Annotated in this window: 23 protein-coding genes; 6 read left to right on the top strand and 17 right to left on the bottom strand. The window is 76.0% G+C overall.

Features of this window, described 5'->3' with window-relative positions; genetic code table 11:
- On the bottom strand, nucleotides 1-498 hold the full coding sequence (purE, locus tag ACFY07_RS06365) for a 5-(carboxyamino)imidazole ribonucleotide mutase (RefSeq protein ID WP_230649056.1): 498 nt from the start codon (nucleotides 496-498) through the stop codon (nucleotides 1-3).
- A gap of 174 nt (nucleotides 499-672) precedes the next feature.
- Entirely contained in the window at nucleotides 673-1,812 is a 1,140-nt protein-coding gene (locus ACFY07_RS06360; RefSeq protein ID WP_230648455.1) for a 5-(carboxyamino)imidazole ribonucleotide synthase, read from the bottom strand.
- 372 nt (nucleotides 1,813-2,184) lie between these two features.
- Between ACFY07_RS06360 and ACFY07_RS06355 the strand changes: the two genes are divergently transcribed.
- Nucleotides 2,185-2,718, top strand: a complete 534-nt coding sequence (locus ACFY07_RS06355) for a GtrA family protein (RefSeq protein ID WP_390867625.1) — start codon at nucleotides 2,185-2,187, stop codon at nucleotides 2,716-2,718.
- A gap of 193 nt (nucleotides 2,719-2,911) precedes the next feature.
- Here the strand turns inward: ACFY07_RS06355 and ACFY07_RS06350 are convergent, their stop codons facing one another.
- The gene (locus ACFY07_RS06350; RefSeq protein ID WP_390867624.1) at nucleotides 2,912-4,153 is read right to left on the bottom strand and encodes an ATP-binding protein; all 1,242 of its coding nucleotides are present in this window, start codon (nucleotides 4,151-4,153) and stop codon (nucleotides 2,912-2,914) included.
- A gap of 8 nt (nucleotides 4,154-4,161) precedes the next feature.
- Entirely contained in the window at nucleotides 4,162-4,833 is a 672-nt protein-coding gene (locus ACFY07_RS06345) for a response regulator transcription factor (protein WP_230648460.1), read from the bottom strand.
- 400 nt (nucleotides 4,834-5,233) lie between these two features.
- Between ACFY07_RS06345 and ACFY07_RS06340 the strand changes: the two genes are divergently transcribed.
- The gene (locus tag ACFY07_RS06340) at nucleotides 5,234-6,742 is read left to right on the top strand and encodes a peptide MFS transporter (protein ID WP_390867623.1); all 1,509 of its coding nucleotides are present in this window, start codon (nucleotides 5,234-5,236) and stop codon (nucleotides 6,740-6,742) included.
- Nucleotides 6,743-6,861: 119 nt separating this feature from the next.
- Here ACFY07_RS06340 and ACFY07_RS06335 read toward each other — a convergent pair whose 3' ends face one another.
- Nucleotides 6,862-7,395, bottom strand: coding sequence for an ATP-binding protein (locus tag ACFY07_RS06335; RefSeq protein ID WP_230648464.1), 534 nt, complete (start codon nucleotides 7,393-7,395; stop codon nucleotides 6,862-6,864).
- Nucleotides 7,396-7,538: 143 nt separating this feature from the next.
- Nucleotides 7,539-7,964 carry an STAS domain-containing protein gene (locus ACFY07_RS06330; protein ID WP_230648465.1) on the bottom strand — a complete coding sequence of 142 codons (426 nt, stop codon included), beginning with the start codon at nucleotides 7,962-7,964 and terminating at the stop codon, nucleotides 7,539-7,541.
- A gap of 156 nt (nucleotides 7,965-8,120) precedes the next feature.
- Between ACFY07_RS06330 and ACFY07_RS06325 the strand changes: the two genes are divergently transcribed.
- A complete protein-coding gene (locus tag ACFY07_RS06325; RefSeq protein WP_230648466.1) occupies nucleotides 8,121-9,050 on the top strand; it encodes an RNA polymerase sigma factor SigF in 930 nt (309 codons plus the stop codon).
- A 124-nt stretch (nucleotides 9,051-9,174) separates the two neighbouring features.
- Here the strand turns inward: ACFY07_RS06325 and hutI are convergent, their stop codons facing one another.
- The 6 genes from hutI to ACFY07_RS06295 all read right to left on the bottom strand — a co-directional run bounded on the left by hutI (nucleotide 9,175) and on the right by ACFY07_RS06295 (nucleotide 15,815).
- Nucleotides 9,175-10,344 carry an imidazolonepropionase gene (gene hutI / locus ACFY07_RS06320; protein ID WP_390867622.1) on the bottom strand — a complete coding sequence of 390 codons (1,170 nt, stop codon included), beginning with the start codon at nucleotides 10,342-10,344 and terminating at the stop codon, nucleotides 9,175-9,177.
- Nucleotides 10,345-10,372: 28 nt separating this feature from the next.
- Complete coding sequence (locus ACFY07_RS06315; RefSeq protein ID WP_230648470.1) at nucleotides 10,373-11,749, bottom strand: formimidoylglutamate deiminase; 1,377 nt, start codon at nucleotides 11,747-11,749, stop codon at nucleotides 10,373-10,375.
- Nucleotides 11,740-12,936 carry an allantoate amidohydrolase gene (locus ACFY07_RS06310; RefSeq protein ID WP_390867680.1) on the bottom strand — a complete coding sequence of 399 codons (1,197 nt, stop codon included), beginning with the start codon at nucleotides 12,934-12,936 and terminating at the stop codon, nucleotides 11,740-11,742. The genes ACFY07_RS06315 and ACFY07_RS06310 overlap by 10 nt, the downstream gene beginning before the upstream one ends.
- A 105-nt stretch (nucleotides 12,937-13,041) precedes the next feature.
- Entirely contained in the window at nucleotides 13,042-14,718 is a 1,677-nt protein-coding gene (gene hutU / locus ACFY07_RS06305; protein ID WP_390867621.1) for a urocanate hydratase, read from the bottom strand.
- Between the two features lie 182 nt (nucleotides 14,719-14,900).
- Complete coding sequence (locus tag ACFY07_RS06300; protein WP_390867620.1) at nucleotides 14,901-15,242, bottom strand: hypothetical protein; 342 nt, start codon at nucleotides 15,240-15,242, stop codon at nucleotides 14,901-14,903.
- Nucleotides 15,243-15,395: 153 nt separating this feature from the next.
- The gene (locus ACFY07_RS06295; RefSeq protein WP_390867618.1) at nucleotides 15,396-15,815 is read right to left on the bottom strand and encodes a hypothetical protein; all 420 of its coding nucleotides are present in this window, start codon (nucleotides 15,813-15,815) and stop codon (nucleotides 15,396-15,398) included.
- Between the two features lie 212 nt (nucleotides 15,816-16,027).
- On the opposite strand from ACFY07_RS06295, the gene ACFY07_RS06290 reads away from it, so the two are divergent.
- Nucleotides 16,028-16,567 (top strand): GNAT family N-acetyltransferase, encoded by a 540-nt coding sequence (locus ACFY07_RS06290; RefSeq protein WP_390867617.1) that lies wholly within the window; start codon nucleotides 16,028-16,030, stop codon nucleotides 16,565-16,567.
- A 70-nt stretch (nucleotides 16,568-16,637) separates the two neighbouring features.
- Here the strand turns inward: ACFY07_RS06290 and ACFY07_RS06285 are convergent, their stop codons facing one another.
- Entirely contained in the window at nucleotides 16,638-17,513 is an 876-nt protein-coding gene (locus ACFY07_RS06285; RefSeq protein ID WP_230648481.1) for a MurR/RpiR family transcriptional regulator, read from the bottom strand.
- A 284-nt stretch (nucleotides 17,514-17,797) separates the two neighbouring features.
- Here ACFY07_RS06285 and ACFY07_RS06280 point away from each other — a divergent pair, with 284 nt between their 5' ends.
- On the top strand, nucleotides 17,798-18,205 hold the full coding sequence (locus ACFY07_RS06280; RefSeq protein WP_230648483.1) for a hypothetical protein: 408 nt from the start codon (nucleotides 17,798-17,800) through the stop codon (nucleotides 18,203-18,205).
- A gap of 37 nt (nucleotides 18,206-18,242) precedes the next feature.
- Here the strand turns inward: ACFY07_RS06280 and hutH are convergent, their stop codons facing one another.
- A complete protein-coding gene (hutH, locus tag ACFY07_RS06275) occupies nucleotides 18,243-19,823 on the bottom strand; it encodes a histidine ammonia-lyase (protein WP_390867679.1) in 1,581 nt (526 codons plus the stop codon).
- Nucleotides 19,824-20,008: 185 nt separating this feature from the next.
- Between hutH and fdhD the strand changes: the two genes are divergently transcribed.
- Complete coding sequence (fdhD, locus tag ACFY07_RS06270) at nucleotides 20,009-20,842, top strand: formate dehydrogenase accessory sulfurtransferase FdhD (RefSeq protein WP_230648485.1); 834 nt, start codon at nucleotides 20,009-20,011, stop codon at nucleotides 20,840-20,842.
- 169 nt (nucleotides 20,843-21,011) lie between these two features.
- Here the strand turns inward: fdhD and ACFY07_RS06265 are convergent, their stop codons facing one another.
- From ACFY07_RS06265 to ACFY07_RS06255, 3 genes are all read right to left on the bottom strand, one after another.
- Nucleotides 21,012-22,817 carry a diguanylate cyclase domain-containing protein gene (locus tag ACFY07_RS06265; protein WP_390867616.1) on the bottom strand — a complete coding sequence of 602 codons (1,806 nt, stop codon included), beginning with the start codon at nucleotides 22,815-22,817 and terminating at the stop codon, nucleotides 21,012-21,014.
- 130 nt (nucleotides 22,818-22,947) lie between these two features.
- The gene (locus ACFY07_RS06260) at nucleotides 22,948-24,036 is read right to left on the bottom strand and encodes an adenylate/guanylate cyclase domain-containing protein (RefSeq protein WP_390867678.1); all 1,089 of its coding nucleotides are present in this window, start codon (nucleotides 24,034-24,036) and stop codon (nucleotides 22,948-22,950) included.
- 315 nt (nucleotides 24,037-24,351) lie between these two features.
- Nucleotides 24,352-25,368 carry a biotin--[acetyl-CoA-carboxylase] ligase gene (locus tag ACFY07_RS06255; RefSeq protein WP_390867615.1) on the bottom strand — a complete coding sequence of 339 codons (1,017 nt, stop codon included), beginning with the start codon at nucleotides 25,366-25,368 and terminating at the stop codon, nucleotides 24,352-24,354.
- Nucleotides 25,369-25,920: the final 552 nt, after the last annotated feature.

The raw sequence follows: 25,920 nt of genomic DNA, 5'->3' as shown, positions 1-25,920 counted from the left end.
TCAGCCGCCGAAGCCGAAGGAGTGGGAGCCGGCGACCTTGGCGCGCAGCTTCTTGCCCTTCTCGGTGGCCTGGTTGTTGAGCTCGGCCTGGAAGTCGGTCATCCGCTCGGCGAGGTCGGCGTCGAAGGCGGCGAGCATCCGGACGGCGAGCAGGCCGGCGTTGCGGGCGCCCGCGACGGAGACGGTGGCCACGGGCACACCGGCCGGCATCTGGACGATGGAGAGCAGGCTGTCCATGCCGTCGAGGTACTTCAGCGGCACGGGGACGCCGATGACCGGCAGCGGGGTGACGGAGGCGAGCATGCCCGGCAGGTGGGCGGCGCCGCCGGCGCCGGCGATGATCGCCTTCAGGCCGCGGCGGTGGGCGTTCTCGCCGTAGGCGACCATCTCGCGCGGCATGCGGTGCGCGGAGACGACGTCGACCTCGTAGGGGACCTCGAACTCGTCGAGGGCCTTGGCGGCGGCCTCCATCACCGGCCAGTCGGAGTCCGATCCCATGACGATGCCGACGACGGGCTGGTCGGTGCTCACTCGGTGGCCTCTCGCTCTGTTCGGTTCGTGCGCTCTGTTCGGTTCGCGGTGCCCGGCGGGCGTGGTGCCCGCCGGGCGTGGTGCCCGCCGGGCGTGGTGCCCGCCGGGCGCGGACCCGCGGCGGCCGCGGGCCCGCGGGGCTCACTCGGTGACGGTGCCGCGCAGGTAGGCGGCGGCGTGGCGGGCGCGCTCGCGCACGTCCTCCAGGTCGTCCCCGAAGACGGTGACGTGGCCCACCTTACGGCCGGGCTTCACGTCCTTGCCGTACATGTGGATGCGCAGGCCGGGGTCGCGAGCCATGCAGTGCAGGAACGCGCCGTACATGTCGGGGTAGTCGCCGCCGAGGACGTTGACCATGACGGTCCACCGGGCGCGGGGGCGGGGGTCGCCGAGCGGCAGGTCGAGGACGGCCCGCAGGTGGTTCTCGAACTGCGAGGTGACGGCGCCGTCGATCGACCAGTGGCCGGAGTTGTGGGGGCGCATGGCCAGCTCGTTGACGAGGACGCGGCCGTCACGGGTCTGGAAGAGCTCCACCGCGAGGTGGCCGGTGATGTCCAGCTCGCCCGCGATGCGCAGGGCGAGGGCCTGGGCCTCGGCGGCGAGCGCGTCGGACAGGTCCGGGGCGGGGGCGGTCACCTCGGCGCAGACGCCGTTCTCCTGGACGCTCTCCACGACGGGGTAGGCGACGGCCTGGCCGCTGGGCGAGCGGACCACGTTCGCGGCGAGCTCGCGGACGAAGTCGACCTTCTCCTCGGCCAGCACCGCCACGCCGGCCCGGAAGGGCTCCGCGGCCTCCTCCTCGGAGGAGACCACCCACACGCCCTTGCCGTCGTAGCCGCCGCGCACGGTCTTCAGGACCACGGGGAATCCGGAGCCCTCGGCGGCGAACGCGGCGACGTCGGCCGGGTCGGCGACGATGCGGTGGCGGGGGCAGGGCACGCCGATGGAGTCGAGCCTCGCCCGCATGACGCCCTTGTCCTGGGCGTTGACCAGCGCCTCGGGCCCGGGCCGGACGGCGACGCCGGCGGCCTGGAGGGCGTGCAGGTGCTCGGTGGGGACGTGCTCGTGGTCGAAGGTGACCACGTCGCAGCCCTCGGCGAAGGCCCGCAGGACGTCCAGGTCGCGGTGGTCGCCGACCACGACGTCGCCGACCACCTGCGAGGCGGAGTCCTGCGGGGTGTCCGCGAGGAGCCTGAACCTGACACCGAGCGGGATGCCCGCCTGGTGTGCCATACGGGCGAGCTGGCCGCCACCGATCATGCCGACTACCGGGAAAGTCACACCGCAAGGATATCCGCGCCGCCGCCGGGCACCCGGCGCCGGGGCGGGGGGTCGGGACGCGGGGCCGCCGGACGGGTGGCGGGCGGACGGACGGCGGGGCGGACCGCAGGGCGGGGAGGGGCGGGAACCGGACGGCCCCCTCCGGACGTCGCAGCGGGGCCGCACCGCCCGCGCGCCCGCGCGCCCACGCACCCGTCCGTCCGGCGCCCGCGGCACGTCCGGCCCCGCACGGTCCGTCCGGTGCGCCGGGGCTCCCCGGGGCCCGGATGCGTCCGGGGGGCGAGGCGGGTCCGGCCGTCCGGGGTGCGCCGTGTGCCGGGCGGGCACGCGGATACCATGGCAGGAATCCCGATGTCTGGAGACGGTCCCGGTATGACGACTGACACTCGCGCGCCGCACGGCCTGCGCGGACGGCTGCGCGGCCTCGTGCACGAGGTGATGAAGTTCGGCACGGTGGGCCTGCTGGGCGTCGTCGTGAACCTCGTCGTGTTCAACCTGTGCATCCACGGGCTCCACTGGGCGCCCGTGCGGTCGGGCGTCCTCGCGACCCTGGTGGCCATCGCCACCAACTACGTGGGCTACCGCTACTGGGTCTACCGGGACCGCGACGCGGACGCCCGCTCCCGGGAGATCACGCTCTTCCTGGTCTTCAGCGGCATCGGCATGGTGATCGAGAACGGCACCCTGTGGATCTCGCACTACAGCCTGGGCTTCCACTCGGGGCTGGCCGACAACATCGCCAAGAACGTGGTCGGCCTCGGCCTGGGCACCCTGTTCCGCTTCGTCTCCTACCGCACCTGGGTCTTCCGGGCGCTGCCGGAGCTGGAGGGCGAGCAGGCGCCGGGGGCCATAGGCGCGCACGAGCCGGCCATGGCCGGCCGGCCCGCCGCCGTCCGCGAGGGCTGACCGCCGCCCCGCGCCCCGTACGGACCACCGCCGCGCCCCGGGCCTCCCGCCCGGGGCGTTCCTGTTCCCGCGCCCGGCACCCCCACCATCGGCCGCGCCCCGCCCGGCCCGTCCCGTCCGGCCCGTCCCGCCGCTCCCGGCCCGCAGCCCGAGAGGCGCCGGCCGGTCCGCGGGCCGGCCGGCCGCCGGTGCGTCAGTCCTCGAGCTGCCGCCCCAGGAAGAGGGCGAACACCGGCGGCCGCAGCGAGAGCAGCTCCAGCCGCCCGCCGTCGGCCTCGGCGAGGTCGCGGGCCACGGCGAGACCGATGCCGGTGGAGTTGCGGCCGCTGACCGTGCGCTCGAAGACCCGGGCGCCCAGCTCGGGCGGCACACCGGGCCCCTCGTCCCGGACCTCGACGACGACGGAGGTCCCGGTGACGCGGGTGGAGACCACCACGGTCCCGCCGCCGTGCATGAGCGAGTTCTCGATCAGGGTGGCCAGGACCTGGGCGACGGCGCCGGGGGTGCCGACCGCCTCCAGTCCGTGCAGGCCCTCGACCTCCAGGCGCCGGCCGGCGCCGCGCAGGGCCTGCCGCCACTCCTCCGCCTGCTGCTTGACGACCTCGTCGAGGTCGAAGGAGACGGCGGAGGTGCTGCGGGGGTCGCGCTGGTTGGTGAGCAGGCGCTGCACCACGTCGGTGAGCCGCTCGACCTGGCCCAGGGCGATGGCGGCCTCCTCCTTGACCGTCGCCGGGTCCTCGGTGGCGATGATCTCCTCCAGCCGCATGGAGAGCGCGGTGAGCGGGGTCCGCAGCTGGTGGGAGGCGTCGGCCGCGAGGCGGCGCTCGGCGGTGAGCATGCGGGCGATGCGCTCGGCGCTGGCGTCGAGGACCTCGGCGACGCGGTCGAGCTCGGGTGCGCCGTACCGGCGGTGGCGGGGGCGGGGGTCGCCCGAACCGAGGCGCTCGGCGGTCTCGGCGAGGTCGTTGAGGGGCCGGGTGAGGCGCTTGGCCTGCCAGACGGCGAGGGCGACGGCGGCCTGGACGGCGAGCAGGGCGACGACGCCGAGCGTGAGCAGCATGGTGCCGATCTCGTGCTCGACGTCGCTGCGGGAGTGCTCGACGACCACCTGCTCGCCCCGGCCGCCGCCCTGGACGGCCCGGACGGGTCTGCCGCCGGAGGGCGGGCTGCCGATGACGATGGGCGCGCGGCCCGGGAGGCGGACCTCGGCGTACGAGCCGTCGGTGATCTGCCCCCTGAGGTCGTCGGTGCGGACGGGCTCCCCCGCGGCGATGCGGTTCTCGACCATGCCGAGGACCCGCACCGCCTCCGCGCCGGCCCTGTCCTGGGCGGCGCTCTCGATGGTCCTCTTCTCGAAGAGCGCCAGCGGCACGCAGAAGACGACGACCATCACGAGGACGACGCCCAGCAGGGAGTTGATCATCCGGCGCTTCACGCTGCCGGTCAGCCCTTCTCGAAGCGGAAGCCCACGCCGCGGACGGTGGTGATGTAGCGGGGGTTGCCGGCGTCGTCGCCGAGCTTCTTCCGCAGCCAGGAGATGTGCATGTCGAGGGTCTTGGTGGAGGTCCACCAGGTGGTGTCCCAGACCTGCCGCATGATCTGCTCGCGGGTGACGACCCGGCCGGCGTCCCGGACGAGGACGCGCAGCAGCTCGAACTCCTTGGCGGAGAGCTGGAGCTCGTCCTCGCCGAGCCAGGCGCGGTGGGACTCGACGTCGATCTTGACGCCGTGGGCCCCGGTGGTGAGGTCGACGGTGCCGCGGCGCAGCAGGGCCCGCACCCGGGCGAGCAGTTCGGCGAGGCGGAAGGGCTTGGTGACGTAGTCGTCGGCGCCGGCGTCGAGTCCGACGACGGTGTCGACCTCGTCGGCGCGGGCGGTGAGCACGAGGACGGGGAAGCCCTTGCCGTCGGCGCGGAGCCTGCGGCAGACCTCCAGGCCGTCCATCTCGGGCAGGCCGAGGTCGAGCACGAGGAGGTCGACGTCCTCCTCGAGCCCGGTCTCCAGTGCGGCCGGGCCGTCCTCGCGCACCAGCACCTCGTAGCCCTCGCGGCGGAGCGCCCGCGCGAGCGGCTCCGAGATGGCGATGTCGTCCTCGGCGAGCAGAACTCGGGTCATGGGGCGATCGTAGTCCGCGTCCCCGCCGCCGATCGGGCGCGTCGTGCGGGACGGGCGGGGCGGCGGGGCTGTGAAGTGAAGCACACCGCCCGGGGCGGGGAACGCCGGGCGGACGTGACGTGCACCACTGACGTCGAGGCGAAAGACAGGAAGACTCCCGAAGAACACCTTGTGTTTGAAGGAAGATTTACGCAAACGCCTGCGTTTCGGCGTCAGATGCGCGATATGCACACTTAATAGCTGTTCGCGTTCAATGGGTGCTCTTGATCGGTTATGGCGGCAATGGTGCCCGTACAGTGGTGGCGTCCCCATGTCACGTACCGCGGCACCTCCGTGCCCGGTGCAGGATCCGCACGGCCACCCCCGCGCGGTCCGCGCAGTCAGACAAGGAACGGCTCACATGGCGTCCACCCCGACGCAGACGGTCACTCCGCCCACCGCGGACCGCAGCACAGGCAAGACCTTCTTCGGTCAGCCGCGCGGCCTGGCCACCCTGTTCATGACCGAGATGTGGGAGCGGTTCAGCTTCTACGGCATGCGCGCCCTGCTGGTGCTCTACCTGGCGGCACCCGCCGGCAAGGGCGGGCTGGGCTTCGACCCGGCCACCGCCCTCTCGATCTACAGCGTGTACAACGCCATGGTCTACCTGCTCGCCCTCCCGGGCGGCTGGGCGGCCGACCGGCTGTGGGGCGCGCGGCGCACCGTGGCCATCGCGGGCTTCGTCATCATGACGGGCCACTTCCTGCTGGCCGTGCCGGCGACCGCCTCGTTCTTCGTCGGCCTGGTCCTCATCGCGGCGGGCTCCGGACTGCTGAAGTCCAACATCTCCACCATGGTGGGTCACCTCTACGAGGGACCGGACGACCCGCGTCGCGACGGCGGCTTCACGATCTTCTACATGGGGATCAACCTCGGCGCCTTCGTCGCGCCGCTGACCATCGGCACCGTCGGCGAGAAGGTCAACTGGCACCTGGGCTTCGCCATGGCGGGCGCCGGCATGGCGCTGGGCCTGCTCCAGTACCTGCTGGGCAGCCGCCACCTGAGCAAGCGCAGCGACGTCGTCCCGACCCCGCTGACCGCCGACGAGCGCGGCGCGCTGCTGCGCAAGGCCGGCTTCTGGACCCTGCTCGCAGTCGTCTTCTACGGCGTCGTGGCGCTGTCCGGCCACTTCACCGTCGACTGGGTGACATGGCCGCTGACCGTGGCCGGCCTGGCGATCCCCGCCTTCTACCTGATCCGGATCAAGCGCGACCGCGACCTGAGCCGGGACGAGCAGTCGAAGATGACCGGGTACGTCTGGTTCTTCGTGGCCGCCGCCATCTTCTGGATGATCTACGACCAGTCCGGTTCGACGCTGAACCTCTTCGCGGAGAACGACACCTCCTCCACGCTCCTCGGCTTCGACTTCCCCGCCAGCTGGTTCCAGTCCCTGAACCCGCTGATGATCATGGCGCTGGCGCCGCTCTTCGCCTGGCTGTGGGTCGCCCTCGCCCGGCGCGCCAAGGAGCCGAGCACCACGGTCAAGTTCGCCTACGGCCTGCTGCTGATCGGCGCGTCCTTCCTGGTCATGATGCTGGCCCAGGCCGCCGCCTCCGACGGCACCAAGGTGAGCCCGCTGTGGCTGGCCGTGGTCTACCTGATCCAGACCGTCGGCGAGCTGTGCCTGTCGCCGGTGGGCCTGTCGGTGACCACCAAGCTGGCGCCGCAGAAGTACGCCAGCCAGATGATGGGCGTGTGGTTCCTCGCCGTGACCGCGGGCGACTGCGTCACCTCGCTGGTGCAGCTGGCGGGCGCCAACATCGACAGCCAGGGGTACTTCGCCTTCCAGGGCGTCCTGGCGGTGCTGGCCGGCGTCGCCGTGGTGATGTACCGCCGCAAGGTGGTCTCCCTCATGGGCGACGTGCACTGACGCACGGCACAGCGGAGGGGCCCGGGGCCGGTACGGAGATCCGTACCGGCCCCGGGCCCCTCACCGTTCCGCCGTCCCGCGGGCCGGCCGGCCGGGGCCGCTGCGCCCCGGGACGGCCCTCAGGAGCGCGCCCAGGGGGCGTCCAGCTCCACCCAGACCGTCTTCCCGGGCCCGGCGGTCCCGTCGGCGGAGACGCCGTCCGCGGCCGGGGCGGGGTGGCCGACCACGCCCCAGCGGCGGCTGAGCCGGCCCACGATGTGCAGGCCGTGGCCGCCCGGCTTGCCCCGCTCGTGGGGCCGGCGCGGCTCGGGGTGGGACGGGTTCGCGTCGGCCACCTCGATCCGCAGCGCGTCGTCCGTGCAGTGCAGCAGCAGCTCCTGGGGGCCGCCCGCGTGCAGGCAGGCGTTGGTGACGAGCTCCGAGACCACCAGCAGCACGTCCTCCGCGACCGCCAGCGCCTCCTCGTCCTCCCCCGGCAGCCACTCCCAGTCCTCCAGGGCCCCCCGGGTGAAGTCGCGGCTGCGAGCCACCACACCCTTGGTCCCGGCCAGCGCCAGACGGCGCACCTGGCCGCCCGGTGGCAGGGAGGAAGGCCTCCTGCGGCCACCGGAGGTGTGGGGGTCCTCCGGCACCCGAGGCCGGATGGTGCTCATGCCGCCCCTCCGTTTCGCTGCGGTCCACTGCGCGCCGTCCCGGCCGCGGTGTCGACCGCGGGCGCCGCCGCGCACACCGACCCGGCCCGCCCCGGCCGGATCCTGCCGGCTCTCCTGCCCGCACTTCGCCGGTGGATGCACATCTACCGGTCCGCCAGCGCCTCGTCGAGGGAGCCGTGCACCCGGAAGACGGTCTCCGCCCCGGTGATCTCGAACACGCGGGCCACTGCGGGCCGCATGGCAGCGAGGTGGACGGCGCCGCCCGCCTCCTGGGCCCGCAGCCGGGCCGCGAGGAGCACGTTGAGGCCGGTGGAGTCGCAGAAGAGCAGGTCCGAGCAGTCGACGACGATGCGGTCCTCGCCCTCGTCGAGGGCCCGCTCCAGCGGTCCCCGCAGCAGGTCGGCGGTGTCGTGGTCCAGCTCCCCCGAGGGGGCGACCACCACGCTCCCGGCGACGCTGCGCACCGCGACGGCGAGCCGGTCGGCGCCTGCGGCCTCCCCCGGCGTCAGCCCCACGGCGTCGCCGCCCGCGCTGTCCGAGCCGGGCGTACCGGCTGATCCACGGTCCATCTATGACCTCCCGGCGCCATCATCCCCCATCCCGGGCGATGAACTCGGCTTGCATCCTTGCAGACGGTCGGGGTAGGCAGGAACAAGAGGTGTCCGTACACGGAGGTGGCATGGCAGCCAACCATGCGCATCCCACCCGAGGGAGGAGCATCACCCATGGCAGCCCAGCTCGACGCCACGCGGCACGACGACGCGTCGTCGGAGACGGCGCGCACCGCGGCAGCGGAGCGGCCGGAGGCGGCCGCGCAGGTCACGGGAGCGCCGGTCCGCCGGCCCGCCTCGCTGGGGGACCTGCCGGAGATCCCGCCCGCGGACACGGTCGGCCCCCTGGACGCCAGGGCGCTCTCCAAGGTGCTCTTCCGCCGGATGGAGACGCTGGAGGAGGGCACGCACGAGCACGCCTACGTGCGCAACACCCTCATCGAGCTCAACCTCGCCCTGGTGAAGTTCGCCGCCTCCCGGTTCCGCTCCCGCAGCGAGCCGATGGAGGACATCGTCCAGGTCGGCACGATCGGCCTGATCAAGGCGATCGACCGGTTCGAGATGGACCGCGGGGTGGAGTTCCCCACCTTCGCCATGCCCACGATCATCGGTGAGATCAAGCGGTTCTTCCGCGACACCAGCTGGGCCGTCCGGGTACCGCGCCGCCTGCAGGAGCTGCGGCTCGACCTGGCCAAGGCCACCGACGAGCTGGCGCAGCAGCTGGACCGCGCCCCCACCGTCGCCGAGCTCGCCCGCAAGCTGGACATCCCCGAGGACGAGGTCGTCGAGGGCATGGCCGTGAGCAACGCCTACACCGCCAGCTCGCTGGACGCGCAGCCCGAGGAGGACGAGACCGAGGGCGCGCTCGCCGACCGCATCGGCTACGAGGACCACGGCATGGAGGGCATCGAGTACCGCGAGTCCCTCAAGCCCCTGATCGCCGGGCTGCCCGAGCGCGACCGCCGGATCCTCTCGCTGCGCTTCGTCGGCAACATGACGCAGTCGGAGATCGGTGCCGAGCTGGGCATCTCCCAGATGCACGTCTCGCGGCTGCTCACCCGGACGCTGACCCGGCTGCGGGCCGGGCTCCTCGTGGAGGAGTGACCACCCGCCGCACGGCCTCGCCGGCCCCCCGCACGCACCCCCCGCCGCCCCGGAACGCCCGCCGTCCCGGGGCGGCGGCGCGTTCCGGCGCGCGGGGGGCCGGAGGCCGGCGGGCGGACCCGGGTCAGAGCTCCCGCACGCCGCCGCGCCAGACGGCGGAGACCAGGGGCACCCCGGGCCGGTAGGCGAGGTGGACGTGGGAGGGCGCGTCCAGCAGCACCAGGTCGGCGCGGGCGCCGGGGGCGATCCGGCCGACGTCGGTGCGGCGCAGGGCGCGGGCGCCGCCCGCGGTGGCGGCGTGCACGGCCTCGTCCGGGGTCATGCCCATCTCCCGGACGGCGACCGCGACGCAGAACGGCATCGAGGTGGTGAAGCTGGAGCCGGGGTTGCAGTCCGTGGAGAGGGCCACGGCGGCGCCCGCGTCCAGCAGGCGGCGCGCGTCCGGGTAGGGGGCGCGGGTGGAGAACTCGGCGCCGGGCAGCAGGGTGGCGACGGTGTCCGAGGAGGCCAGGGCGGCCACGTCGGCGTCGTCCAGGTGGGTGCAGTGGTCGGCGGAGGCGGCGCCCAGCTCCACGGCGAGCTGCACGCCGGGGCCGGGGCCGAGCTGGTTGGCGTGGACGCGGGGGACGAGCCCGCGGGCCGCCCCGGCGGTCAGGACGGCGCGGGCCTGGTCCCCGTCGAAGGCGCCGCGCTCGCAGAAGACGTCCACCCAGCGGGCGTGCGGGGCGCAGGCGTCGAGCATGGGCCCGGTGACGAGGTCGACGTAGCCCGCCGGGTCGTCCGCGTACTCGGGGGCGACGACGTGGGCGCCCAGGTAGGTCGTCTCGGCGGTGTGCCGGGCGGCGATCCGCAGGGCGCGGGCCTCGTCCTCCACGGTGAGGCCGTAGCCGGACTTGCACTCCACGGTGGTGGTGCCCTGCCGCAGCGCCTCCCGGACCAGGCGGGCGACGCCCGCGTCCAGCTCGGCGTCGGTCGCGGCGCGGGTGGCGGCGACGGTGGTGCGGATGCCGCCCGCCGTGTAGGGCCGCCCGGACATACGGGCGGCGAACTCGGCGGTGCGGTCCCCGGCGAAGACCAGGTGGGCGTGGGAGTCGACGAAGCCGGGCAGCGCGGCGCGGCCGCCCGCGTCGTGCACGGTGTCGGCGGCGGGGGCGGCCGCGGCCGGTCCGGTCCAGGCGACGCGGCCGTCCTCCAGGACGACGGCGGCGTCGGCGAGCAGGCCGAGGGGGCCGGTGCCGTGCGCCTCGTCGTTGGTGACGAGGCTGCCGATGCCGGTGATCAGGGTGGCGGTCATGGGTCGCTTCCTGCCGCGTGGGGCGGCGCTACCGGCCGCGCAGGGCGGCGATCGAGTCCCGCAGGGCGGCGGGCACGTCGGGGACCAGCTGGTGGACGCCGTCGCGGACGACGTGGCGGCCGCCCACCACGACGTGGCGGACGTCGGCGGCGGACGCCGCGAACACCGCGGTCTCGGCGCCGAGCCGGGGGACGGCGCCGGCGGTGCGCACGGAGTCCAGGGCGACGGCGGTGAGGTCGGCGAGGGCGCCCGGCTCGATCCGGCCGGCCTCCTCCCAGCCCAGGGAGGCGTGGCCGTCCTCGCCGGCGGCGCGCAGCAGGGCGGCGGCGGTCCAGTGGCCGCGGCGGCGGGTGCGCAGCCGCTCGTCCAGCTCCAGGGCGCGGGCCTCCTCGAAGGGGTCGACGACCGCGTGGCTGTCGCTGCCGAGGGTGATGCGGCAGCCGGCGTCGGCGAGGTCGCGGGCCGGCCCGATGCCGTCGGCGAGGTCGCGCTCGGTGGTGGGGCACATGCAGACGGAGGCCGCGGAGCCGCCGAGGAGCCGGACGTCCTCACCGGTGAGGTGGGTGGCGTGGACGGCGCTGGTGCGCGGGCCGAGGACGCCGTGGTCGGCGAGGAGCCGGGTGGGGGTGGCGCCGTGCGCGTCGAGGCAGGCGTCGTTCTCGGCGGTCTGCTCGGAGAGGTGGACGTGCAGCGGGGCGCCGCGCTCCTCCGCCCAGCGGGCGACGGTGGCGAGCTGGCCGGCGGGCACGGCCCGCACCGAGTGGACGGCGGCCCCGACCCGGGCGTGGGGCGTGCCGCGGTGGGCGTCGGCGAACGCGGCGGCGCGGGCGGCCCAGGCGTCGGCGTCGCCGTCGCTGAAGCGCCGCTGGTGGGGCTCGGGGGCGGCGCCGAAGCCGGAGGAGAGGTAGCAGGTGTCGAGCAGGGTGATGCGGATCCCGGCCCGGGCGGCGGCCTCCACCAGCGCCTCGCCCATCGCGTTGGGGTCGGCGTAGGGGGCGCCGCCGGGGGTGTGGTGGACGTAGTGGAACTCGCCGACGCAGGTGGTGCCCGCGAGCGCCATCTCGGCGTAGACGGCGGTGGCGAGGGCCAGGTAGGTGTCCGGGTCGAGGGCGGCGGCGAAGCGGTACATCTGGTCGCGCCACGTCCAGAAGGTGCCGGAGCCGACCTGGACGGTGGCGCGCAGCGCCCGGTGGAAGGCGTGCGAGTGGGCGTTGGCCATGCCGGGCAGCAGCAGGCCGCCGAGGCGGACCGCACGGGGCGGGCAGGGGCCGGAGCCGGGGGTGACGGCGGTGATGCGGCCGTCGCCCCCGACCTCCACCAGCACCTGCTGCTCGACGGCGGGGGCGGGCGCTCCCGGCCGCCGCAGCCAGGCGTGCTCGGCCCAGTAGGCGGTCGTCACCGGCACGCCAGCTCCTCCAGGACGTCGGCCAGGGCGGCGGCCCCGGCGAGGCAGTCGGACTCCTCGGCGGACTCCGCGGGCGAGTGGGAGACGCCGGTGGGGTTGCGGACGAAGAGCATCGCGGTGGGCACGGCGGCGGAGAGGATGCCCGCGTCGTGCCCGGCGCCGGTGGGCAGCACCGGCACCTCGCGGCCGGTCGCGGCCCGCACGGCGGCGGCGAGGCGGTCGCGCAGCGGGACGTCGAAGGAGACGACGGGCGTGTACGACTCGCGGGCCACCTCCACGCGCACCCCCTCGCGGGCGGCGTGCTCCTCGGCGGCGCGGCGGACCGCCGCCACGGCGTCCTCCAGGGCGGGCTCGTCGGCGGCGCGGGAGTCCAGCCAGCCGCGCACCAGGGAGGCGATGGCGTTGGTGCCGTTGGGCTCCACGGCGACCCGGCCGAAGGTGGCGAGGGCGCCGCCGCCGCGGGTGTGCTCGCGGGCGGCGAGCACGGCGCCGGCGTAGGCGGCCATGGGGTCGCGGCGGTCCTCCGGGCGGGTGGTGCCCGCGTGGTTGGCCTCACCGTGGAAGTCGAACCGCCAGCGGCCGTGCGGCCAGATCGCGGAGGCGACGCCGACGGGGTGGTCGCCCAGGGCCCGGCCCTGCTCGACGTGGAGCTCGACGAAGGCGCCGATACGGGCGAGCCGGTCGCCGTCGCGCCCGAGGGCGGCGGGGTCGTGGCCGGCGCGCTCCATGGCGTCGGCGAGGCGGACCCCGTCCGCGTCGGTCAGCGCGCGGGCCCGCTCCGGCGCCAGGACGCCCGTGGTGAGACGGGAGCCGGTGCAGGCGACGCCGAAGCGGGCGCCCTCCTCGTCGCCGAAGTTGACGACGGCGAGCGGCCGGACGGGCCGGGCGCCGCGCCCGCGCAGGGCGTCGACGGCGGCGAAGGAGGAGACCACGCCGAGCGGGCCGTCGTAGGCGCCCCCGTCGGGCACGGAGTCCAGGTGGGAGCCGGTGACGACGGCGTCCCCGGCCCCGGGGTCGCCCCACCAGGCCCACTGGTTGCCGTTGCGGTCCACCTCGTACGCCAGGCCGCGGGAGCGGGCCTGCTCCTCGAACCAGGCCCGGCACTCGGCGTCGGCGCCGTTCCAGGCGTGGCGGCGGTAGCCGCCGGTGGCGCCGTACCGGCCGACGGGCAGCAGTTCCCGCCACATGCGCCGGTACGCGTCACCGGCGGCGCCCAGCCGCTCCTCGGCGCCGGGCCGCCCCGCGCCGCCGGGACGCTCCCCGGCGGCCCGGGCCTCCTGTGCGGGGGCCACTCAGCCCTCCCCGCCCTCGCGCATGGGGACGCGGACCCCGCGCTCGTCGGCGACCTCGGCGGCGCGGTCGTAGCCGGCGTCGACGTGGCGGATGACGCCCATGCCCGGGTCGTTGGTGAGGACGCGGCGGATCTTCTCCCCCGCGAGGGCGGTGCCGTCGGCGACGGTGACCTGCCCGGCGTGGATCGAGCGGCCGATGCCGACGCCGCCGCCGTGGTGGATCGAGACCCAGGAGGCGCCGGAGGCGACGTTGACCATGGCGTTGAGCAGCGGCCAGTCGGCGATGGCGTCGGAGCCGTCGAGCATGGCCTCGGTCTCCCGGTAGGGGGAGGCGACGGAGCCGCAGTCGAGGTGGTCGCGGCCGATGACGACCGGCGCGGACAGCTCGCCGCTCGCCACCATGGCGTTGAACCGCTCGCCCGCCCGGTCGCGCTCGCCGTAGCCCAGCCAGCAGATGCGGGCGGGCAGGCCCTGGAAGTGGACCTTCTCCTGGGCCATGCGGATCCAGCGGGCGAGGGACTCGTTCTCGGGGAAGAGGTCGAGGACGGCCCGGTCGGTCCTCGCGATGTCGGCCGGGTCGCCGGAGAGCGCGGCCCAGCGGAACGGGCCCTTGCCCTCGCAGAACAGCGGCCGGATGTAGGCGGGGACGAAGCCGGGGAAGGCGAAGGCGCGCCCGTACCCGGCGAGCTGCGCCTCGCCGCGGATGGAGTTGCCGTAGTCGAAGACCTCGGCGCCCCTGTCGAGGAAGCCCACCATCGCCTCCACGTGCCGGGCCATCGACTCCCGGGCCCGCTCGGTGAACTCGGCGGGCTTGGTGCGGGCGTACTCGGCCATGTCGGCGAAGTCGACGCCGGTCGGCAGGTAGGCGAGCGGGTCGTGGGCGCTGGTCTGGTCGGTGACGATGTCGATCGGCGCGTCCATCGCGAGGAGCTGCGGGACGAGGTCGGCGGCGTTGCCGAGCAGGCCGATGCCGAGCGGCTCCCGCCGGTCGCGGGCCTCGACGGCGAGCCGGAGCGCGTGCTCGACGGAGTCGGCCCGCACGTCGAGGTAGCGGTGCTCGATCCGGCGGGCGATGCGGCTGGGGTCGCAGTCGATGCAGAGCGCGACGCCGCCGTTCATGGTGACGGCGAGGGGCTGGGCGCCGCCCATGCCGCCGAGGCCGGCGGTGAGGGTGACCGTCCCGCCGAGGGTGCCGCCGAAGCGCTTGGCGGCGACGGCGGCGAAGGTCTCGTAGGTGCCCTGGAGGATGCCCTGGGTGCCGATGTAGATCCACGACCCGGCGGTCATCTGCCCGTACATGGTGAGGCCGAGCTGCTCCAGACGCCGGAACTCCTCCCAGTTCGCCCAGTCGCCCACCAGGTTGGAGTTGGCGATGAGGACGCGCGGCGCCCACTCGTGGGTCTGCATGACGCCGACCGGGCGGCCGGACTGCACGAGCATGGTCTCGTCCTGCCTGAGGGTGCGCAGGGTGCGGACCATGGCGTCGTACGAGCGCCAGTCGCGGGCGGCCTTGCCGGTGCCGCCGTAGACGACGAGCTTGTCCGGGTGCTCGGCGACCTCGGGGTCGAGGTTGTTCATGAGCATCCGCAGGGCGGCCTCCTGCTGCCAGCCCTGCGTGCCGAGCGCGGTGCCGCGGGGCGCCCTGACCTTGCGCGGGCCGCTCTGCTGCTGCGTCATGCGCCTCGACCTCCCTGGTCCGCCGTCCGGGCGGGGTGGATGGAGCCATTCACTCAGTGCTTGTATGAATGTATCCAATCATCGGACGGCCGACCAGAGGCCGGGGCCGGCTCCGGGGCCGGCTCCCCGGACCGCCGCGGCGGACGCCCGCAGCCGCGGCGGGGCCCAGCGGCGGGCGGGGCTCAGCGGCGGCGCCCGGTGCCGAGGTACTGCTCGTTGTTGCGGCTGTTGTCGCCGCCGCCCTCGGTCGTGTTGTTGCTGTTGGGTGAGCCCACGATGTTCGTGGGGCTGCCGGAGTCGTTCGCGCTGCCGTCGAGCCGCACGTTCTGGCTGTTGCTGAGGTTGCCGCTGTGCACGGGGCCGTTGGCGCAGATCCGGGTGCCCTCGGCGCAGCGGACGTCCGCGTCGATGTCCGTCCGGTTGCCGTCGGGGAAGTCCCACAGCAGGCCGGGCGGGCCGTCCCAGGACGCCGCCGACGCGGACGCCGCCCCGGGCAGCAGCAGGCCGGCGGCTCCCGCCCCCACCGCCAGGCACCTCGTCACTCCACGCACCGCGCACCTCCGCTCCCGGCGCGCCCCGGAGCGGGACGCGGCCGCCCCGGGATGGCTACCTCGGCGGCCGCGGCCCGAACGTGCGGGGCCGCCTCTTCACCCGGACGGCGGCGGGCCCCGACCGGGTCAGCGCCGCCCGCCCCGCCCGCCCACGGCCTGGACGGTGTTGCCGCTGTCCACGCTGTCGCCCGCGGTGGAGTTCGCCGCGTTGGAGGAGCCGTTGACGCTGGACAGGTTGCCACTGTTGTTGGGGTTGCCGTGGTTGACGAAGTTCCCGCTGTTCACGCTGTTGCCGCTGTGGATCGCGCCGTTCACGCACTCGACGGGCGCCTTGTAGGTCACCCCGACCAGGGGCCCGCAGAGCACCCCGGACGTCACCTGGGCCAGCGACCCCAGGTCGGCCCCGGCCACCGCGGAGAGCAGCGACCGCTCCGGCGCCGGCCGGGCCGCGACCCCCCTCGCCGCCGCCTGGGCCTGCGTCTGCGCCGCCGCCAGCAGGCACAGTGCCCCCGCCGCCGCGGCCCCCGCCCGCGTGATGCCTCTCATGCCCGCCCGCCTTCCGCCGCCGCCACGTCCACGGCGTCGGTTGTACGGCGCGGCCGGGCCGGGACGGCGCAGGCGCACCGCCCCCTGCCCGAAGTCCGCCGGTTCCGCACCCCGGCGTGGGCCGATCGGCCCATCCGGTCCCCCCGGGCGGAGGCCGCGACCTGCGATAACCCGTTGCCGGGCGGCTCGGCGCCGGGGCAGGATCGGCAGGCATGGAACACCCTCCCGAGACCATCGCCTCCGGCCCCGTCGTCCTGCGCCGTCGCCGGGCGGCCGACGCCGCCGCCGTGGACCGGCTCGTCACCGAGTCGCTCGACCACCTGCTGCCCTGGATGCCGTGGGCCGCGCACCACGACGCGGCGGCCGCCACCGCCTACACCGCGGACTGCGAGCGCCACTGGGAGTCAGGCGAGGCGTACGACTACGCGATCACCTGCGACGGGCAGGACGTCGGGAACGGCTCGCTGATGCGCCGGATCGGGCCGGGCGGGCTGGAGATCGGCTACTGGCTGCACCCGGCCTGGACGGGCCGGGGCCTGGCCACGGCCGCCGCGCGGGCGCTGGTGGAGGCGGCCTTCGCGCTGCCCGGCACCGAGCGGGTGGAGATCCACCACGACGCGGCCAACCACGCCAGCGGCGCCGTCGCCCGCCGGGCGGGCCTCACCGAGGCCGAGCGGCGCCCCGCCGCGCCGGACGCGCCGCAGGCGCCGGGCGAGTGCGGGATCGACGTGGTCTGGCGCACCACCCGCTGACCGCTCCCGGCCGGGGCCCGGACGCGGGCTCCGGCCGGGGGACGCCGCCGGGGAGCCCTGCCGGGGGCACTCAGTCGAGGAAGAGGCCCCGGGCGGCGGCGGTGTGCTCGAAGGCCTCCAGCCGGGCCTCCGCGCCGGGCAGCTCGTCGCACATGGCCTGGAGCAGGACCCGGCCGAGCACCATCGGCGCGCAGGCGGTGTCGAAGACCAGGCTGCTGCCGACGGCGGCGGGCAGCAGCAGGTCGGACATCCGGGCGACGGGGGCGAAGGCGCTGTCGGCGACGGTGACCACGGTGAGCCCGCAGTCGCGGGCGGCGGTGAGGGCGTCGGTGAGCTCGCGGGGGTAGCGGGGCAGGGCGAAGCACATCAGCGCCGAGGCGCCCGCCGCCGCGGCCTGCTCGACACGGTCGGTGAGCATGGAGCCGCCCTCGTCGAGGAGCCGCACGTCGGGGTGGACCTTGGCCGCGAAGTAGGCGAAGCCGCGGGCCTGGGCGGAGGCGGCGCGCAGGCCGAGGACCGGCAGCGGGCGGGAGGCGGCGAGGATCCGGGCGGCGCGCGCGACCGGCTCGGGGTCGGCGAGGAGCTCGGCGAGCCGGTTGAGGTTGTCGATCTCGGCGAGGACGGCGCGCTGCTGCTCGTTGCGGACGGCGTCGCGGGGCGACTCGGCGGGGGCGGCTCCGGCGGCGGCCTCGGCGGGGCCGAGGTCCCGCAGCCGCCTGCGCAGGCCGGGGTAGCCGTCGTAGCCGAGGGCGACGGCGAAGCGGGTGACGGAGGGCTGGCTGACCCCGGCGAGCTCGGCGACCTCGACGCTGGAGAGGAAGGGCGCGTCGGCCGCGTGCTGCACCAGGGCGTGGGCGATGCGGCGCTGGGTGGGGGTGAGCCGGCTGCCCTCGAAGAGGCGCAGCAGGCGGGCGGAGGGGCCGAGCGCCTCGTCGGCGGTGGTCATGGGTCTCCTCGGTGCGGGCTCTGGTCCAGCCACTGCTTCGGCCGCTGCTTCAGGCACTGCTTCAGGCACTGCCGACTGTGCATGAGGCCATTCAACGGGGCAAGGGCTTTCCGGATGCCGGGCGCGGCGGTCCGCGGGGCGGGCTGCCGGCGGCGGCCTGGGGGCGGGGCGGGGGCGGGCCGGGGCCGGGGCGGCGGGGACGACCCTGAACCGCCCCTGAGAGACCCCCCGTTCGCCCCCGAGAACCCTGGACGGCCGGGGCGGCGGGGACCACGCTGGACCGCATGGAGAAGCCGCCGCGCACCGAGCTGCACAAGGACCTCGACGCCGCCGTCCAGACCCGCAAGGAGCTGGGGCCGGAGTACGAGGAGGAGGTCGTCGACGCGTTCCTGGCCCGGGTCGACGCCCGGCTCGACGCCCGGGTGGAGCAGCGGGTCGCCGAGCGGCTGGACGCGTACGGACCGGCGCGGCGCGGGGCGTACGGGCCGCCGCGGGGCCGGGCCGGGAGCCGGCTGGCCGTGATCTCGCTGGCCCTGGGCATCCCGCTCTCCGGCGTCGGCGGCGGCACCGGCGGGCTGACCGGGCTGGTGGTGGTGTGGGCCGGGATCGTGGGGGTCAACGCGGCGGCCGCCCTGGGCGAGCGCCGGGAGGAGCGGGAGGAGCGGCGGCGGCGCCGGGACGGCTGGGAGTGACCCCGGCCGCGCCCGGCACCGGCCGCCGTCCCCCGCATCAGGCCAGCGGCCCGGTGACGGCCTCGACGGCCCCGACCAGTCCGCCGCCCGCCACGAGGGCGGCCGCGGCGTCCAGGTCGGGGGCGAGGAAGCGGTCCGGTCCGACGCCGCCGACCCCGGCCGCGCGGACGGCGGCCAGCGCGGCGGCGGTCGCGGGGGCCAGCGGGTCGGTGTCGCGCGAGGTGTAGGCGCTGCGGCGGATCTCCAGCGCCCGGGCGGCGGCGGTGAGCTCCACGGCGAGGACGCGGCCGAGGTTGTCCACGGCGGTGCGCAGCTTGCGGGCGGCGGACCAGCCCATGGAGACGTGGTCCTCCTGCATCGCCGACGAGGGGATGGAGTCGACCGAGGCGGGCACCGCGAGGCGCTTGTTCTCGCTGACCAGGGCGGCCTGCGTGTACTGGGCGATCATCAGGCCGGAGTCGACGCCCGGGTCGTCGGCGAGGAACGGCGGCAGGCCGTGCGAGCGGTTGCGGTCCAGCAGCCGGTCGGTGCGGCGCTCGGCGATCGAGCCGAGGTCGGCGGCGGCGACGGCCAGGAAGTCCAGGACGTAGGCGACGGGCGCGCCGTGGAAGTTGCCGTTGGACTCCACGCGGCCGTCGGGCAGCACCACGGGGTTGTCGACGGCGGAGGCCAGCTCGCGGTCGGCGACCAGGCGGGCGTGGTCGAGGGTGTCGCGGCCGGCGCCGGCGACCTGCGGGGCGCAGCGCACGGAGTAGGCGTCCTGGACGCGGGGCGCGTCGTCCTGGTGGTGGCCGGTGAGGCCGGACCCGGCGAGCACCTTGAGCATGTTGGCGGCGGAGGCGGCCTGGCCGGGGTGCGGGCGGATCGCGTGCAGCTCGGGGGCGAGGACCCGCTCGGTGCCGAGCAGCGCCTCCAGGGACATCGCGGCGGTGATGTCGGCGGTGGTGAAGAGGCGGGCCAGGTCGGCGCAGGCCATCACGAGCATGCCGAGCATGCCGTCGGTGCCGTTGATGAGGGCCAGGCCCTCCTTCTCGTGCAGCTCGACGGGGGTGATGCCGGCCTCGGCGAGCAGCTCGCCGGCGGGGCGGACGGTGCCGTCGGGCCCGTACGCCTCGCCCTCGCCCATGAGGACCAGGGCGCAGTGGGAGAGCGGCGCGAGGTCGCCGGAGCAGCCGAGCGAGCCGTACTCGCGGACGACGGGGGTGATGCCCGCGTTGAGGACGGCGGCCATGGTCCGGGCGACCAGGGGGCGGACGCCGGTGCGGCCGGAGGCGAGGGTCTTGAGCCGCAGGAACATCAGGGCGCGGACGACCTCGGGCTCGACGGCCGGGCCCATGCCGGCGGCGTGCGAGCGGACGAGGGAGCGCTGCAGCTGGGCGCGGAGCTCGGGGCTGATGTGGCGGACGGCGAGGGCGCCGAAGCCGGTGGAGACGCCGTAGACGGGGCGGGGCTCGGCGGCCAGGGCGTCGATGCGGGCGCGGGAGGCGGCCATCCCGTCCAGGGCCGCGGCGGAGAGCTCGACCCGGGCGCCGCCGCGGGCCACGGCGAGCACGTCGTGCGCGCTGACAGAATCCTTGCCGACCGTCACCACGGTGCTCTCGCCCTCCACGGCATGCATATCCATATGCACATTCTCATCAGGTGAATGGCAGTATGACAACCCGGTGGGGCCGCCCGGACCGGGTAAGGGGCCCGGATCGGGGAAGGGTGCCGGACCGGGGGAGGATGGGCCGCGCAGGCGGCGGACGGCGGCACGGGCAGCGGCACGGGACGGGCGACGGCGCGGGACGGACGGGTGACGGCATGGGACGGGTGACGGAGCGCCGCAGGGTGGTCCGGCTGCGGGACGGGGCGAGCAGTGTGCGCCCGGACTCCCTGGCGGCCGAGGAGCCGCTGGAGATCCGGATCGGCGGCCAGCCGCTCACGGTGACCATGCGCACCCCCGGGCACGACTTCGACCTGGTGGCGGGCTTCCTGGTCTCCGAGGGGCTGCTGCACTCCGCGGACCGCCTGGCCGCGCTCCGGTACTGCGCCGGGACGGACGCGGACGGCGCCAACACGTACAACGTGGTGGACGCCGCCGTGCGCGGCGCCGCGGAGATCCCCGTCTCCCTGCACCGCAACCTCCTCACCTCCAGCGCCTGCGGCATCTGCGGCCGCGACACCGTGGACGCGGTGCGCACCCGTTCGCACTGGGACGTCGCCGCCGACCCGGTGCGGCTGGACCCCGAGGTGCTGTACGCCCTGCCCGACCGGCTGCGCGCCGCCCAGAAGGTCTTCGACACCACCGGCGGCCTGCACGCCGCCGGGCTCTTCACCGCCGACGGGGAGCTGCGCTGCGTGCGGGAGGACGTGGGGCGGCACAACGCCGTCGACAAGGTGGTGGGGTGGGCCCTGCGGGAGGGGCTGCTGCCGCTGTCCGGGCACGTGCTGATGGTCAGCGGGCGGGCCTCCTTCGAGCTCACCCAGAAGGCGGCCATGGCCGGGATCCCCGTGCTGGCGGCCGTCTCCGCGCCCTCCGGCCTCGCCGTCGACCTCGCCGCGGAGCTGGGCCTGACCCTGGTCGGCTTCCTGCGCGGCCGGTCCGCCAACCTGTACGCGGGGGCGGAGCGCGTCACGGGCGCGCCGGCGGGCTGACCCGCGGGGCGCGTGCGGGCGTGGCCCGCGCCGCGCCCGCCGCCCGGCCGCCGTGGACCAGGGCCGGACGGGCCCGCCCCGCCCCACGGCCCCTCGGCACGGCGGCGGGGTCGCACGGCCGCACGGCGGCGGGGCCGCACGCGCGGTCCGGCGCCGCGCGCCCGCCCGCTCAGTCCGGCGGCGAGGCCGGGCCCGACAGCGCCACGGCCACCAGCGCCCGCAGCACCGGGGCGACCCCCGCCAGCGGCAGCGTCGCCTCGTCCGCGAACAGCTCGACCAGCCAGCCCCCGGCGGCGTTGCTGCCGCCCGCCGCGACCATCCCGCGGTAGCCGCCGACCACGAGCACGGCCTCCTCCGCGGGGTCGTTGCCCGGGCTGCCGGTGCGCAGGGCGAAGGCGTCGCCGCGGACGGCCCGCTCCGTCAGCGGGTAGGAGCGCAGGTCGAAGACGGCGTCGGGGGCCTCGTTGAGGGCGCGCTGCGCCTGCGCCCCGGCGCCGGCGGGCCCCCGGGTCATCCGGTGCACCGAGTACCGCACGGTGCGCATCCGCCGGGAGCCCGGCGGCACGTAGGAGGTCCACCACGCGACGGCGTCCAGCATCCGTGCGGCGGTCTCGGCGACGGCGGCGAGGCGGCCGGCGGTGTCGGCCGGGTGGGCGACGCGGACGGGCTGCCCGTCGACGGTGTGGCCCGCGTCCAGGACGGCGAGGACGGCCGGGATCAGCTGGGCCGGGTCGGCGCTGTGCAGGGCGCCCCGGAAGCGCCGGCGGTCGGGCCGCCGGCCGCGGCCGCCGCGGCCGGACCGCTCGGCGGAGTCGGCGAGCTGCACCACCGCGTCGGGCGACCGCCCCCGCCCGGCGACCACGGGCTCGGCGGCGCGGGCGGCCTTGGCCCGGTACTGGGCGGCGTCCGCCAGCCGGAAGAGGCGGTCGGCGGTGGTGACCGGGCCGATGGGGTCGCCGGTGGAGGCGACGCCGCAGGCGACGCCCTCGCCCTCGCCGAGCTCCAGCGCCCGGGTGCACAGCTCCTCGGCGACGCGGACCACCTCGTCGGCGCTCTGGCCCTCGGCCAGCAGGCAGAACTCGTCGCCGCCGAGCCGGGCGGCGATGCTGCCGGGCAGGCGGGCGCCGCACAGGGAGAGCAGGCTGGCGAAACGTTCCAGCAGGCGGTCGCCGACCTCGTGGCCGTGCACGTCGTTGATCCGCTTGAGCCCGTTGACGTCGCAGACCACCAGGGAGACCACCATGCCCTCGCGGCGGTGCGCCTCCAGGGCCGCGTCCAGCCGGCCGTCCACGGCGCGCCGGTTGGCCAGGCCGGTCAGCGGGTCGGTGAAGGCCAGACGCCGCAGGTCCTCCAGCCGCTCGGTCTGGGCCAGCCCCGCCGAGATCTGCGCCGCGACCAGGGTGGCGAAGTCCGTGTCCCCGGCGGTGAAGACCGGGCTGCCCAGGCCCCGGGCCAGGTACAGCTCCCCCCAGGCGCGGCCGTGCAGCACGATCGGCGCGACCAGGCAGGACGACCGGCCCCGGCGGCGCAGCGTGGCGGCCCGCTGGCGGCTGAAGGCGGCGCCGCGCGGGGGCACCCCGGCGGGCGGCCCGGCCTCGCCGTCGTCCGCGGTCTGCACCCAGGCGCGGGGCAGCCGGCGCTGGGCGTCGAGGAAGCTGACGATCTCGGGGAAGTCGGCCACGGGGTAGGACTCGTCCTCGGGCAGCGGCTCCTCGCCCGGCGCCAGGTCGCCGTGGTTGACCAGCACCCGCAGCCGCCCCGACTCGCGGTCCCACACCGAGACGGCGGACATCGCCGCGCCCAGCGCCCCGCGGGCCCGGCCCGCGGCGGCCCGCACCGCCTCCAGGGGGGACTGGGCGGCGGCCATCGCCTGGGCGATCTCGACGACGGCGCGCAGCCGCGCGTCCGGGTCCACCACCGCCGGGGCGTCCTCCGCCCGCTGCGCCTCGCCGCCCACGGTCTCCCTCTCTGCCATCGATGGGATCAAGATTACGGCGGCTTTGCCACGATATGCCCGACCGGTGGGAGTGCGTTCGACGGGACGGAGGACACCCGGCCGCGGCACGGGGGCGGGCGCCCGGGGGCGGGCGCGGGCGCGGCGTGGGTCAGCCGCGCTCGGGGCGGCGGGTGAGCAGCCAGGGCTCGACCAGGCCGAGCCCGCGCACCGGCCGGCGCCACATGGGCTGCAGGTGGAAGCGGTGCTCCGGGGCCTTCCGGTCCACGGTGTGGACGGGTCCGCCGGCGGCGACCCCGACGGCGGCGACCGTGGAGAGGGCCTCGGCGAGGCCCTCCGCCGGGGTCCCCGGGGCGGCCCCGGCGGACGGCGGCACCGCGCCCTCCCGCTCCAGGGCGGCGGCGAACTCCCCGTCGATCAGCACGGCGTCCTTCGGCGCGATCGAGGTGAGCCGGCTGGCCAGGTTGACGGTCGTGCCGAAGACGTCGCCCATCCGGGAGGTGACCGTGCCGAAGGCCATGCCGACCCGCAGCGCGGGCATCGTGTCGTCCTTGGTCAGGGTCTCCACCAGGGCGAGGGCGATCTCCGCGGCCACGGCGGGGTCGTCGGAGACGTAGAGGATCTCGTCGCCCAGGGTCTTGATGAGCCGCCCGCCGTGGCCGGCGACCAGGTCGGCGCAGGTGGACTCGAAGGTCTCGACCAGCTCGCCGAGCTCCTCCTCCTCCAGCCGCCGGGACAGCCGGGTGAAGCCCACCAGGTCGGCGAAGCCGACGGCGAGGCGTCCGCTGGTCACCTCGTCGTCCTCGGCGGCCTGGACGACGCGGCCGGTGACGGCGGCCAGCTGGCGCCGCCACACGTACACCAGGAACTCCTCCAGCTCCGGCAGGAGCAGCTGCACCAGCGGGTAGGCGACGTCGGCCCGGGAGAGGCCGGGCTCCAGCGACTGGGTGAGGCTCTCCAGGAAGGTGTCCATCTGCCACTCGGCGAGCCGGGCCGTGGTCTGGCCGGTGGAGCGCGCCACCTGGATCGCCATGGGCTCGCTGATCAGCCCCGCCTCGACGAGGCCCGCGAGGCGGCGCAGCGCGATGACGTCGGCGTCGGTGAGGGCGCGGGACTGGCCGATGTCGGGGAAGCCCATCGCCCGCCAGAAGCGGCTGGCCAGCTCCATGGGGACGTCCGCGGAGCGCGCCGCCTGGTACGGGGTGTACCGGCGCGGCGCGTCGAGGATCAGCTGCTCCAGCCTGAGCGCGACGGTGCTCTCGTCGTCCTGCGCGTCGGGCGGGCCGGCGGGGTCGGGGTGGTCCGCCGGGCGGGGGCGGCCCGCCGGGTCCGGGTCGGGTCCGGGCAGCCGCTCCCGCGTCGTGCCGTCGTCGTCTGTCACCGTTCCATCCCCGTGCGGTCGCCGCACTTCTCCGCCGTCGAGCCGGGCCTCGGGCCGCGGGCTGCCGCAGTGGCCTGCCTCACACCGCCGTCCTGAGGAATGTTCGCACGGAATCACCGGGACCGGGGTATCCGGCCGCGATGCGGACCCGCGCTTCCGTGCTTCGGACGCCGGTCACCGCTCATCCGGTTCCGGCCCCTCCGGGCCCGCGGGCCGCACGGGCCCCTCCGGCCGCCGGGCGTCCCCCGGCCCCGGCCGCTCGCCGGGGCCGGGCGGCGGGCCCGGCTCCTCCGGCTGCGGGCGGACGTGCACGACGTCCCCGGCGCTCACCGCGTGCTCGGCGCCGTCGCCGGTCCGCACCACCAGCCGCCCGTCGCCGTCGACCGCGACCGCGCGGCCCTCCAGGGCCCGGTCGCCGGGCAGCAGCACCCGGACCCGGCGGCCGACGGTGGTGCAGCGGGCGGTGTAGGCGGGGAGCAGGCCGCTGGCCTCGGGGTCGCCGCCGGCCCGCCGCCACTCCTCGTACAGCTCGGCGAAGGAGCGCAGCAGCGCCCGCAGCAGGGTGTCGCGGTCGGTGACGGCCGCGCCCGCGAGGGCGAGGGAGCCGGCGCCGGGCACCGGCAGTTCGGCGGCACGCAGCGACACGTTGACGCCGATGCCGGGGACGACGGCGCCGTCGGCCAGCTCGGTGAGGACGCCGCCGAGCTTGCGCTCCTCGCCGTCCACCGTGACCAGCAGGTCGTTGGGCCACTTCAGGCCGACCTCGACCTCGGCGATCCGGGAGAGGGCGGAGGCGGCCGCGACGCCCGCCAGCAGCGGCATCCAGCCGTACCGGTGCGGCGGCACGCCGGGGCCGGGGCGCAGCAGCAGGGAGAGGAAGAGGCCGGAGCGGGCGGGGGCGGTCCAGCGGCGGTCGAGGCGGCCGCGGCCCGCGGTCTGCCGCTCGGCCACCAGCACCGCGCCCTCCTGCGCGCCGCCGCGGGCGCGCTCGGCCAGGTCGCTGTTGGTGGAGCCGGTCTCGGCGACCACCTCCAGGGAGGTCCACAGGCCGCCGGGGGCGACCAGGGCGCGGCGCAGCCGGGCGGCGTCCAGCGGCGGCCGGTCCAGGTCGGTCCAGGGGGAGGGCCCCTCGCCGGTGAAGCCCCTGAGTCCGCTGGTGCGGCGGCGGCTGCCGCCCGTCTCGTCGCTCACGGCGCCAGCCTAATCCAGGGTGTAGGCGGTTCGGTCTGGTCCCCACAAGGGGCCGACGGGCGGCTTTCGACGGACGGCGGAACGCCTTCGGCCCTCTTGGTCCGGGAGACCCGCTCTGAGACTGGCGCCGCTGTCCACCAGTGGTTCCGTGGTGACGTGGGCGTCGGGCAACGCCTGTAGCCAGCCTGGCCCAGAGGCCTTCGCATAGAGCGGCGAGACCCGGCGCCTTCGCCATCGCCACGGAACCCACCACCGTCCGTGCTTCGCAGTGATGACGCGGGCACCGGGCTGATGCCTCCGTTTCCCCGGGCCCTTCGAGGCCTCTGTCAAGAGCGGCGCAGCCCGGTGTCTCCGTGACTACTGCGAAACTCGCGGCGGCCGGCCGGACGTTGTCCGTCACGGCGCGAGCCCGCCCCAGGGCCGACCTCTCGTTCCACTCCGCGAGCCCGCGAGCTCTGCAGAAAGACCGAGCCCCTGGGGTGCGCTGGTGTCGCGAACGGCTACTGAGATGGCGGACCTGCGAGTCCTGGGATTAGGGCGCCGCGCGACCCG

The sequence above is a fragment of the Streptomyces sp. NPDC001380 genome (assembly GCF_042895785.1).
Classification (GTDB): Bacteria; Actinomycetota; Actinomycetes; order Streptomycetales; family Streptomycetaceae; genus Peterkaempfera.
This window is presented reverse-complemented; position numbering and strand designations above follow the sequence as displayed.

Bases quoted from the DNA above. Each gene is read 5' to 3' on its own strand.
- ACFY07_RS06325 (WP_230648466.1), top strand. From the start codon at position 8,121: ATGGCAGCCCAGCTCGACGCCACGCGGCACGACGACGCGTCGTCGGAG.
- hutH (WP_390867679.1), bottom strand. From the start codon at position 19,823: ATGCATGCCGTGGAGGGCGAGAGCACCGTGGTGACGGTCGGCAAGGAT.
- ACFY07_RS06290 (WP_390867617.1), top strand. From the start codon at position 16,028: ATGGAACACCCTCCCGAGACCATCGCCTCCGGCCCCGTCGTCCTGCGC.
- ACFY07_RS06285 (WP_230648481.1), bottom strand. From the start codon at position 17,513: ATGACCACCGCCGACGAGGCGCTCGGCCCCTCCGCCCGCCTGCTGCGC.
- ACFY07_RS06265 (WP_390867616.1), bottom strand. From the start codon at position 22,817: ATGGCAGAGAGGGAGACCGTGGGCGGCGAGGCGCAGCGGGCGGAGGAC.
- ACFY07_RS06335 (WP_230648464.1), bottom strand. From the start codon at position 7,395: ATGAGCACCATCCGGCCTCGGGTGCCGGAGGACCCCCACACCTCCGGT.
- ACFY07_RS06340 (WP_390867623.1), top strand. From the start codon at position 5,234: ATGGCGTCCACCCCGACGCAGACGGTCACTCCGCCCACCGCGGACCGC.
- ACFY07_RS06280 (WP_230648483.1), top strand. From the start codon at position 17,798: ATGGAGAAGCCGCCGCGCACCGAGCTGCACAAGGACCTCGACGCCGCC.
- ACFY07_RS06295 (WP_390867618.1), bottom strand. From the start codon at position 15,815: ATGAGAGGCATCACGCGGGCGGGGGCCGCGGCGGCGGGGGCACTGTGC.
- ACFY07_RS06345 (WP_230648460.1), bottom strand. From the start codon at position 4,833: ATGACCCGAGTTCTGCTCGCCGAGGACGACATCGCCATCTCGGAGCCG.
- ACFY07_RS06330 (WP_230648465.1), bottom strand. From the start codon at position 7,964: ATGGACCGTGGATCAGCCGGTACGCCCGGCTCGGACAGCGCGGGCGGC.
- fdhD (WP_230648485.1), top strand. From the start codon at position 20,009: ATGGGACGGGTGACGGAGCGCCGCAGGGTGGTCCGGCTGCGGGACGGG.
- purE (WP_230649056.1), bottom strand. From the start codon at position 498: ATGGGATCGGACTCCGACTGGCCGGTGATGGAGGCCGCCGCCAAGGCC.
- hutI (WP_390867622.1), bottom strand. From the start codon at position 10,344: ATGACCGCCACCCTGATCACCGGCATCGGCAGCCTCGTCACCAACGAC.
- hutU (WP_390867621.1), bottom strand. From the start codon at position 14,718: ATGACGCAGCAGCAGAGCGGCCCGCGCAAGGTCAGGGCGCCCCGCGGC.
- ACFY07_RS06310 (WP_390867680.1), bottom strand. From the start codon at position 12,936: ATGTGGCGGGAACTGCTGCCCGTCGGCCGGTACGGCGCCACCGGCGGC.
- ACFY07_RS06355 (WP_390867625.1), top strand. From the start codon at position 2,185: ATGACGACTGACACTCGCGCGCCGCACGGCCTGCGCGGACGGCTGCGC.